Consider the following 9,745-nt stretch of genomic DNA (forward strand, 5'->3'; position numbering starts at 1 on the left):
TCGATCGTTCAGCCACCGCCGGATAAAGCGATTCACACCCGATGGCCAAGGGGTATAATTGGCATACAGTCCGAAGACTTTGGCCGAGTCCCCAGCGGGCGGCCGGTCCGATCAAAGGAAGCCGGGAATGAGCTTGAGCGTGTGCGTGCTGGCCAGCGGCAGCACGGGAAATGCGACACTGGTCAGCGACGGACAGACCCATCTGCTGGTCGACTGCGGACTGGTGGCCAGGGAGATCGAAACGCGGATGCTGCGGGCGGGCTTCGATCCCCGCGGTCTCGCCGGCGTGCTGATCACCCACGCCCACACCGACCATTTCCGTTCCGCCGGCACGCTGGCCTACCGCTACGGCGCACCCATCTACGTCGATCCGGCCGCCGACCGGGCCATCCGCGAGCGCCCGAGCAACGGAAGCTATCACCGCGTGCGAAAGTCGCTGCCGATCCCCGAATCGATCGGCGGCATTCGCGTTGAGACCTTCGCCACCAGCCACCACGTCTGGGGCGGGACGCCCGTGGGCTTTGTGCTCTCTGCCGGCGGCGCGCGCGTCGGCGTGATGACCGACACCGGAACCGTCTCAAGCGAGGCCCTCAAGCTCCTGGCCGGCTGTCAGGCCCTCGTGCTTGAGGCCAACTACGACAAGGACACCGTCTCCGCCAAACTCGGCGACCGGCGCTACGCGATGGACTGGCGCTACCTCGAGTGGGTCGCCTCGGACCACGGCCACCTCTCCAACGACCAATGCGCCCGGTTCCTCGCCCGAATCGCCGGAACCGAAACCATGCACGTGTTCCTGGCCCACATCTCCGAAAACCACGCCGATCAGCGCAAGGACAACAACAGCTTCGAAAAGGCCGAGCAGACCGTCCGCGAGTTCTTCAGCCGCGAGGGGCTGTCGCTGCCGCCGCTTCACCGCACCTACCGCCGCGGCGCGACCGAAGGCCAGGCCTCGATCCTGGTGCGGATCGACTGACCGCACGGCTTAGAAGTCATCCAGCGTCGCTAATCCCGCCTTTTCCAGATGCCCGGTATCGCCCCAGAGCTCCAGCGTCCAGCGGCCGTCGCGAACGCCGAACCGGTTGACCGCGCCATTGTAGAGTGAGAATCGCCGCGGCCCGCCGGCCGGCAGGCCCAGCGCATGGCGAAACAGACTCTGGATGGTCCCGCCGTGGGCGATGACGGCGACGGTCCGGCCGCGATGTCGGGCGGCGATTTCAGCCGCGCAGGCCGCCGTCCGCTCGTCGCGCTGACGGCTGCTCTCGCCGTCGGGCAGCACGTAGTCCGGATCGCCCGAACGGAACCGCTCGTACTCCTCCGGGAATCGCTGGCGGAACTCCGCCATGGTGAGGGTCTGCATGATCCCAAGATGCCGCTCGCGCAGGCGAGCGTCGAGAATCGGCTCGAGCGTCAGGACCTCGCCGACGATCCTCGCGGTCTGCACCGCCCGGCCCAGGTCGCTGGCGTGGATGGCCTCGATGCCTCTGTTCCGCAGCGCCTCGGCCACCGCCCGCGCCTGGCGAACGCCCAGCGGCGTCAGCGGGCTGTCCAGATGGCCCTGCTGCTTGCCCGCCAGGTTCCATTCGGTCTCGCCGTGGCGGACGGCAAAGACGGTGGTCTTCTCGGTGGCATTCATCATGTTGCTCCGCGGAGATCGTTCAACCGGCGATCAGCGACCGCAGCAGCGGCGCCAGCGCGTCGGCGTAGCGGACGTAGCCCAGGTCGCTGGGATGCGAACTGTCGATCGTGCCCTCATTGTCGCTTCCCAACAGCGGATCGCCCCCCACGTAGTGCAGATTCGCAACGCCCGAGGCAGCCAGCTTCTCGTACGCGTCGCGCAACGCCGCCCGGCTCGTGCGGTGGCGCTCGCGCCCGATCTGGGCCAGCCACGCGTTCCCGCACGTCCGGTCCTCGACCAGCACGATCGGCGTGTCCGGCCGCGATGCCCGCAACGTCCGCACGAACGGCTCAGCCCGCTCGCGAACGGTCGGCTCGGTCATGTTGGGCAGGCAGTCCACCAGGTACACCGCCGCCTCCAACTCGACCATCAACTCGGCGATCGGCGCATCCATCGTGCCCGCGCCGGCAAATCCGAGGTTGATCACCGGCCGCTCCAGCCGACGTCCCAGGATCGCCGCGTGACACATGCCCGGCCGCGACGCCCCTTCGCCGTGCACGATCGACGTGCCGTAGTAGACGATCGGAAGGCCCGCAAACGGCACAGCCGGTTCTAGCGCCGCCCCTTCCGGCACGCCGACCCAAAGCTTCTCGATGCCGTTTCGCAGCGGCAGGTACAGCAGGTAGTCCCGCATTTGCCCGTCCAGACCGCCGACCAGCACCGCCTCGTTGTCGCGGCCATTGGGACCGCCGTGGCCCGCCCATCGCCAACACCCGGCGGCGTCGCGGGCGTAAAGGTCCAACCCGCTGGCCCCGATCGGGCCCATCATCGGCCGGATGAGCTGCTCGAGCAGAAGCTCCCACCTCGCTGCGATCTTCACCGCATTAGTCCGAAACCCCACGCACAACCCAGCCGACTGGCGGCTCAGGTCCCAGACCGCCTCACGCACCACGCCTTCCGCCCGGCCGGACAACCGGTCAAAAAAACGCTTCGTGTCGCTCCAGCCTTTGCCGCCGACAAAGAGCTCGCGGGCGTCGATCCACTCCTGAGCGGGATTTGCGGTGCCGTTGTTCATCGTAGTGGCAGGTCAATATAGTGTCGCAAGCCGGGCGAATCAAGCCATCAAGCCTATCGACGTTCGCAGCCGAGACCCCGCCGCGGCCTCACTTGGCGCGATTGCGCCTCAAATACTCACGCATCACCTTGGCCCGCTCGGTCAACTCCTTCGGTTTCGGCACTTCGACCTTGGCCGGCGTGCCGTACGGGGCGTAGAACAGGCCTTCGTTGGGGTCGGCCACTCCGGTGCGCACGTAGTTGCCGTCCTTGTCGTACAGATCGACTTCGTCCGGCGCCTCCAGATTCCACACGTCGGCCTCGCGCCACGAATGATAGTTCCAGTCCCAGCCCAGTTCTTCAAACATCTCAATGAGCTCGCGAAGATACGCAGCGCCGTTGGGCGCCCAACGGGCCACGCTGAATTCGCCCACGTAGATCTGAACGCCGTGCTTCTGCTGAAACTCAATGGCGTCCTTGATCTCCTCGCGAAGACGAGTCTTGTCCCACATTCCACCGCCGTGCTCGTTGAACGGCCCGGGGAAGGAGCGAGGTATATTGTTGCTCACTCCCTGGTGCGTATACTCGACGGGTTGATAGGGATGGACCGAATAGATCACGGGCATCACGGGATCGTTGACCGGCGTAAACCCCGCAAAACCCCACGTCAGCATTCCCGGCCCCGGTTCGATGACGACCGGGTGCTTCCTGTCGATTTGTCGGATCGCCTCGGTCGTCTTCTGCGCCCATTCGGGCCACGTGGGCGGATAGCTCGGGTGGCTGTGGACCCGCGTCCAATCGAGCGGCTCGTTGAGCAGGTCGAACCAGATCACCTGATCGCGGTCCTTGCAGAGTTCCGCGAGCTGCTGCCAGCATTCGATCAGCGTCTCCAGGTTGCTCTGGTCAAACCAGTATTCATGGGACGCCTGCGCCCCGTCATCGGAATACTTCTGGGGATGGTCGTTGGGGATCTGGTGCAGATCGAGCACGACGGCCAGGCCGAGCGCCTTGGCCCGATCCAGGCCTGCCGGCAGATCGGCGAGAATCTTCTCCCACGTCGCCTGATAGGACGGCATCTTCCACTGGTCCTTCCACCACACCGGGCACATCATGTACCGCACCTGGTTCGCGTTCCAATCATTGACCGCGCTCTCGAGAACCGCCTGATCCATGGTGGCGACGGTAAAACCGCGGTAGACGGTCTTTCCGCGATCCCCAGCCGCCGGACGCGTTGTCTGACCGAAAACCGCAAAGGTCCCGCCGAAAAACGTGAACATAGCCATAGCGGCGAACAGGGAGGGAATTCGTCTGGTCTTCATGCCGTCATACTCCTTCAGGAAAGCAGCATCGGGTTAGGGTGCGGTTGCGTCTCCGGACAGCCAGCCGCTACTTCGTCGCGGGTGCGGATGTCGGCTGTTGTTGGTTCAACGCCAGGTACTTCTTGACCACCTGGCCGCGCTCGGTCGGCTCCTTCGGTCTCGGCACATCGACCTTGGCCGGCGTGCCGTAGCGGCCGTAAAACAGCCCCTCGTTCGGATCGCCCAATCCGGTCCGCACGTAGTTGCCCTCGGCGTCGTACAGATCGACCTCGTCGGGCTCCTCCAGGCTCCAGATCCCCGCCTCGCGAAACGCGTGGTAGTTCCAGTCCCAGCCGTACTTCTCGAACAGGTCCAGGCAGTCGCCCAGATACCGGGCCGAGTGCGGCGCCCAGCGCGGCGAACTGAACTCGCCCACGTTGATCCGCACGCCGTGCTTCTTCTGGAACGCGATGACCGGCGCGTACTCGACCTCCAGACGCTCGCGATCCCACCAGCCGCCGCCGTGGTCGTTGAACTCGCCCGGCCAGTCGTACACTTTGACGTCGTTGACGCCCTGATGTGTGTAGATCACCGGCTGATACACGTGCGCCGAGTAGATCACCGGGCAGTGCGAATCCTTGATCGGCGGAAAGTCCGTAAATCCCCAGCACAGCATGCCCGGACCCGGCTCGATCACCACCGGATGGCGCGTGTCGATCTTCCGAATCGCATCCGTCGTCTGCTGGACCCACTCGGGCCAGTGCGGCGGATAACTCGGCTGCTGGTGCACGACGGACCACTCCAGCGGCTCGTTCAAGAGGTCAAACCAGATCGACTGCTCTCGGTCCTTGCAGATCTCGGCCATCTGACGCCAGCACTCGAGCATCACCCGAAGGTTGCCTTCGTCATTCCACCACTGGACCGAATCCCAGTGGGGGTTCTTTTCCGGATCGGGATTCGGCGGGACAGGAGCCGGGTTGTCGTTGGGAATCGTGTGCAGGTCGAGGACCACCGCAACGCCCAACTCCGCCGCCCGGTCAAGGTCCGCGGGCAGCCGTTCGAGCAAAGCCTGCCACGCCGCCCCTGTGCTCGGAAATCGATTGCGGTAAATCCAGCTCGGGCACAGCATGTACCGCACCTGGTTGGCGTGCCAGTCATTGATCGCGTCCTCCAGCAGCTTCCGATCCATCGTGCAGACGGTAAAACCGCGGTAGCGGGTGCCCTCGTCGTTCCAGACCGGCTCGACCGCGGGCACAGCCGACTCGCACGCGCCCGCGTTGTCGACAAACAGCGTTCCCGGATCGTGCACGCCCTCGCCGCTCATCGCCTCCCAGAACAGCGTCTTGACCGCCAGCCCGGGCTCGGTCCGCACGTCGAAAACCTCCTCGATGCCGAAACGCCCTTGCGCCCGGCCGGTCTTCGGATCGTACCGCACCACCGCCATCCGCCAGTAACCGTCAAAACCGGTCGCCGAGTCGAACCCGCCCGACTTCGACCCCGCCTTCCACGTCAGCCGCTTGCCGCTGGAATTGACCTCGAACACGATGTCGCTGTTCTGATCGCCCGACCGCAGCGCGAACGTCCGCACGCCGCCCGCACCGCCCTCGCCGCCGACCCAACGCAGATCGCAGTGTACCTGCCACGCCCGGTCCGTCGGCGTCGCACCCTCATCGGTGTACCAGATGTTGGCCGAACGCGGATACCAGCCGACCGTGGCTTCCGCCCGCCGGAAAACATCCGGCCCCACCACGGCCGTCTTCTCCGACGGGCCCGACTCATGGTGACTCCACGTGCCCTTGCCCTCAAACTTCTGAAAAACATAACTGTCGCACCCGGCGAAATGCGGGGCCTCGAAATCCCCACCCGGCACCCGGTGCAGCACGTCAGCACAGGCATAACCGGCGCAGAGGCCCAACAGACCAAACAACAGACAGAACTGTCTCATCATATGTTCCTTGAAGTTGATGGATGCTCGTTGCAGGCGCGCATTCCAGGGCGCCATCGCAGAACCTCTGCGATCCGGGCGGACTGTTACCACAGCCAGCCGGAGTGATCGCCGGAAGTGTTGTACCAGTGCGTGTCCTTGTGCGGAACGTTGGACTCCCACGTCACATGCCAGTCCATCCATAGATAATTCGCGCCGCGCGAGTGCCGTTCGTGTACACCCGGTGGATAGTTGTCCGGATCTGCGGCGGAGTATTTCGGCTGAATGTACACTTCCCAATAGACCGCTGAACTGCCCTCAGCCACCGCGACCTTCATGTTGGGTTCGTTCACCTCGCGGTACGGGAAAAATCCCCCTGGAGGGGACCAGGCCCACTGGAAATACATGAAATTCGCCCGGTAGCTGACGTGCTCACTGTTCTGTGTCTGGTCGCTCAGACACGACAAAATGTCTTTTCCGGACTCGCGGACGTAGTGCGTGTACTTGTCAAGGTACCGATACCATGACATCGCTGTCGCTCCTACGTACCCCGGCGGAAGCTTCTCGTACCATTCATCGAGGTAGCAGATGAACCCGACGCCCAACTGCCTGAGGTTCGACTGGCACGCCACCTGTCGCGCCTGTTCCCGCGCCTGCCCTAACGCCGGCAGCAGCATTGCCACCAGCACCGCGATGATCGCCACCACCACCAGCAGCTCGATCAGCGTGAATCCGCGTTGTCTATCGCCTCGTACCATGTTCTGTGTCTCCTCGGTCCCTGTTCCGTATGACTTCACCGTTGCCCTCGCTTTCGTTTCTCCGGTCAATACCATAGCCACGTGTTCTGGACGAACCACCGGAAGGCGAAGACGTAATTCCATCGCGATTGCTCCGGGCTGGCCGGGTCATCGAGATTCGGCACCCAACCGGTGTTGCCGCCCGCAAACAGAAACACGTCGCCGTTGCTGTGATAGTGCCGGAAATGCAGATTGCCGTAGTTGTGGGCTTCGGCGATGTGGGCGGGATAGCAGCCGAGATAGCTGGCGGCGTCGACCACCAGCGGCGTCCGTGTGGGCTCGGCCAGTTCGTCGATCCGGTAAGAGGTCGTTCGCCACGGCGCGGTGTAAAAACCGCTGAGGAACCGGTTGATGCCGTAGTACGACTGGTGATACGTCCCATTGGCCGACGGCTTCCGCGTATCCGACGGGCAAAGCCAGACGCTCGGCGCCCGGAGCTGATAGTACGCGGCGGGGTTGTCCGAGGCCACCAGGTACTTTTCGTACAGCTTGTACTGCCACGACGTCGTGTCGTGCTGGTTGCCCGTCAGAGGCAGAAAGCCCGCATTGTCGTCGGCGTACATGCCGAACGCGATGCCCATCTGCTTCAGGTTGCTCGTGCACATCACCGTCTTGGCCTGATCGCGAGCGCTCTGAAGCGCCGGCAGCAGAATCGACACCAGCACCGCGATGATCGCCACCACTACCAGCAACTCGATCAGCGTAAATGCTCTGGATCTTCTCATGGTCACTCCACCTCCGGTTCGCCGGCCGGTGTGGCGGGCGAAGCAAGCTCCAGCTCCACTCGCACCAGGCGGCAGGGTTTGGCCTGATAGGCGTTGAGGGTTTCCACGTCGAGCGCCCGCTGCGCCTTGCGGAAAGGATACGGCTTCCCGTCGGTAACCGTCGGCCAGATGTTGGCGGCCCAGGAATCGGCCTCGATCGCGTGCTCGACCGCCTTGACCACCCGCCGGCCGTCGATGGCGGTCGGCACAGCGACGGTGAAGGTGCGGTCCGGCGACCGGTTGACCAGCACGAGGTTGACCGCCCGGTCGGTCGCGGTGGCGTACGCCGTAACGTAGGGCACCACCACGTCGCGCCCCTGGTAGGTGGCCCGGTGGGTGTAGGTCGGCACGTGGGCCAGGCGGACGGGAACGACGCGGTGACCCTTGGCGGCGCTCCAGAACTCGACGGCCGCCCCGCCCGGCTTGGGCACCACGGGCACGACGCTCTTCTGGGCCTCCGCGTTCCAGGCGACGCCGATCCCGAACGTCAGCGTGTGCACCACCGCGATATCGACGTACCCGGTGGCCAGCATCTTGCCCAGGTAGTCCGCGCAGCCGAGCAAGGAGACAAAGGCGTGGGTCGGCGAGTTCTCGTATCCAAGCTGGTCGAAATGGGCCTTCGAAATCGACTTGTTCTCCAGGAAGATACCCTTCATGTCTGGAACGTAGTGCCAGTTGATCATCCACTCGGTGCATGCCAGCCGGACCGGCGAGTTCGCCTCCCTGATCCATGCGATCTGCTGGCGGAGCAGTTGCTCGCCGCACTCGATGTTGGCGAAGAGCGACACGCCGTTCTCCACCGCGTCCACCCCGTCCCCGTCCAGGTAAATATGAGGGGCCAGGTAATCGAACGAACCGTGGGCGTCCTTGAGCAGGGCCCGGGTCCACTTCTCCGCGTTCGTCCGGTTGACGGACCGGGGTTCCCACTCCGGATCGTCCGGAAAATTGAGCCAGACCGGGTTGAACTCCGAGTCCACAGCCAGACCGCAGGCGATGATCTTGATCCCCGGGTCGACCTTCCGCATGGCCGAGGCGTACTCCCGCACGTACACCGGGTACTCAGATTCCTTCAGCCAGATCCAGACCTCGTTGCCGATCTCCCAGTACTTCACGCCCGACTTGTTCTTGACGTTCGCGTGCTCCACCCACCGGGCGGCGTAGTCCGCGCCCATGCGGATGCTCTCGACCCGTGTCGGGTTGATCCGATTGCGCTCGTCGTGCACCCCGGCGAGGTTGCTGTTGACCGTGATGATCGGCTCGTAGCCCAGCGCCTTGCAGAAGGCGACAAAATCGTCCGGACGGGTCTTCGTGCGATTCTTCTCGAAATCGGACGGCCAGTACCCGTTCTCGATGTCGTCCCACGCCAGCCAGTCCGACGGCGTCCCGCAGGGGTAGCGGAACGCGGTCAGCCCCAGCCGACGGTAATCCTCCATGTGGTCGTTACGCAGGTATGGTATCGTGAAAACCTCTTCCTGGACCCCCAAAATACCCGCGGGAAACGCGAAACCATGGGCCGTATCGAACGATACCGCGATCGGCGCGCCGGCCTCTTCCGCCGATGCGGCGCCGCGGACCAAACCCATCAAAACCACAAACGCAACCCACAAACGTTTCTTCATAAACCTGCTCCAACGTATTTACAGACCGAAATGCCCGTGCATCTCCGCGTTCTCCGCGACTTCGGAATCCGTCAGGAACCGGACGTGGCCGTCCCAGAAACCGACATTCAAACCGCCCGCCCCGTGCCGCCCGAACGCGGGCATATCCCAACTGGATGCGGTCCACCCGAAAGCGGCGCAAATCGGGCAATAGTGCGTGGCGTAGCCGAAGGCGTCGCACAGCATGCGGATTTCCGATGGGCGGCTGAACCGACTCGAACGAAGCCAGATGTCGGTCCGGTATTCCTGACCATCGCTGGGAATCATGTGCCGCAGGAGATCCGCGTACGCGTAGTGAATGCCCTCGCCGGCCGCCGCGCCGATCGCCGCGCCGGGTTCCTCAGTCGACGGACAGCAGAACACCCTCATCCGCGCCGTCTGAAGAATCCCCTGCCACGAACCCGGCTGCATGGTCAACAACTCGCCGCCGCCCACGTACTTGCCGATGAACTGTGTCCAGACCGTCCAGTCGGACGACATCCCCGGAATACCCCAGTACACCGGCGGGTAGATGCCCCAATCCGTCTCGTACGCCATCACGCCCTGCGCCTGCGACCTGATGTTCGTCATGCAGATCGTCGTCTTCGCGCTCTCCCGCGCGCTCTGCAGCGCCGGCAGCAAAATCGCCACCAGCAC

9 protein-coding genes are annotated in these 9,745 nt (G+C 64.2%); 1 reads left to right on the top strand and 8 read right to left on the bottom strand.

All coding sequences use genetic code 11. The features are described 5' to 3' along the window. The first annotated feature begins 127 nt into the window (after positions 1 to 127). The gene (locus tag GXY33_13395; GenBank protein NLX06127.1) at positions 128 to 973 is read left to right on the top strand and encodes an MBL fold metallo-hydrolase; all 846 of its coding nucleotides are present in this window, start codon (positions 128 to 130) and stop codon (positions 971 to 973) included. Positions 974 to 982: 9 nt separating this feature from the next. On the opposite strand, the gene GXY33_13400 is transcribed toward GXY33_13395, so the two are convergent. From GXY33_13400 to GXY33_13435, 8 genes are all read right to left on the bottom strand, one after another. Continuing rightward, a complete protein-coding gene (locus GXY33_13400) occupies positions 983 to 1,633 on the bottom strand; it encodes a histidine phosphatase family protein (protein ID NLX06128.1) in 651 nt (216 codons plus the stop codon). A gap of 22 nt (positions 1,634 to 1,655) precedes the next feature. Then, entirely contained in the window at positions 1,656 to 2,690 is a 1,035-nt protein-coding gene (locus GXY33_13405; GenBank protein ID NLX06129.1) for a hypothetical protein, read from the bottom strand. Between the two features lie 88 nt (positions 2,691 to 2,778). Next, positions 2,779 to 3,987: a glycoside hydrolase family 5 protein gene (locus GXY33_13410; GenBank protein ID NLX06130.1), complete on the bottom strand. Its 1,209-nt coding sequence runs from the start codon at positions 3,985 to 3,987 to the stop codon at positions 2,779 to 2,781. 67 nt (positions 3,988 to 4,054) lie between these two features. Then, positions 4,055 to 5,911 (bottom strand): cellulase family glycosylhydrolase, encoded by a 1,857-nt coding sequence (locus tag GXY33_13415; protein ID NLX06131.1) that lies wholly within the window; start codon positions 5,909 to 5,911, stop codon positions 4,055 to 4,057. Between the two features lie 86 nt (positions 5,912 to 5,997). Then, positions 5,998 to 6,648 (bottom strand): prepilin-type N-terminal cleavage/methylation domain-containing protein, encoded by a 651-nt coding sequence (locus tag GXY33_13420; GenBank protein NLX06132.1) that lies wholly within the window; start codon positions 6,646 to 6,648, stop codon positions 5,998 to 6,000. A gap of 65 nt (positions 6,649 to 6,713) precedes the next feature. Further along, positions 6,714 to 7,412: a prepilin-type N-terminal cleavage/methylation domain-containing protein gene (locus tag GXY33_13425; GenBank protein ID NLX06133.1), complete on the bottom strand. Its 699-nt coding sequence runs from the start codon at positions 7,410 to 7,412 to the stop codon at positions 6,714 to 6,716. 2 nt (positions 7,413 to 7,414) lie between these two features. Beyond that, entirely contained in the window at positions 7,415 to 9,070 is a 1,656-nt protein-coding gene (locus tag GXY33_13430) for a hypothetical protein (protein NLX06134.1), read from the bottom strand. Positions 9,071 to 9,088: 18 nt separating this feature from the next. Continuing rightward, the coding region (locus tag GXY33_13435; protein NLX06135.1) for a hypothetical protein at positions 9,089 to 9,745 on the bottom strand (657 nt) is incomplete at its 5' end.

Source organism: Phycisphaerae bacterium (genome assembly GCA_012729815.1).
Lineage (GTDB): Bacteria > Planctomycetota > Phycisphaerae > JAAYCJ01 > JAAYCJ01 > JAAYCJ01.

What these genes read in the sequence shown, in the direction of transcription:
- GXY33_13410 (NLX06130.1), bottom strand. Translation starts at nt 3,987, where the DNA reads ATGAAGACCAGACGAATTCCCTCCCTGTTCGCCGCTATGGCTATGTTC.
- GXY33_13425 (NLX06133.1), bottom strand. Translation starts at nt 7,412, where the DNA reads ATGAGAAGATCCAGAGCATTTACGCTGATCGAGTTGCTGGTAGTGGTG.
- GXY33_13400 (NLX06128.1), bottom strand. Translation starts at nt 1,633, where the DNA reads ATGAATGCCACCGAGAAGACCACCGTCTTTGCCGTCCGCCACGGCGAG.
- GXY33_13395 (NLX06127.1), top strand. Translation starts at nt 128, where the DNA reads ATGAGCTTGAGCGTGTGCGTGCTGGCCAGCGGCAGCACGGGAAATGCG.
- GXY33_13415 (NLX06131.1), bottom strand. Translation starts at nt 5,911, where the DNA reads ATGAGACAGTTCTGTCTGTTGTTTGGTCTGTTGGGCCTCTGCGCCGGT.
- GXY33_13430 (NLX06134.1), bottom strand. Translation starts at nt 9,070, where the DNA reads ATGAAGAAACGTTTGTGGGTTGCGTTTGTGGTTTTGATGGGTTTGGTC.
- GXY33_13420 (NLX06132.1), bottom strand. Translation starts at nt 6,648, where the DNA reads ATGGTACGAGGCGATAGACAACGCGGATTCACGCTGATCGAGCTGCTG.
- GXY33_13405 (NLX06129.1), bottom strand. Translation starts at nt 2,690, where the DNA reads ATGAACAACGGCACCGCAAATCCCGCTCAGGAGTGGATCGACGCCCGC.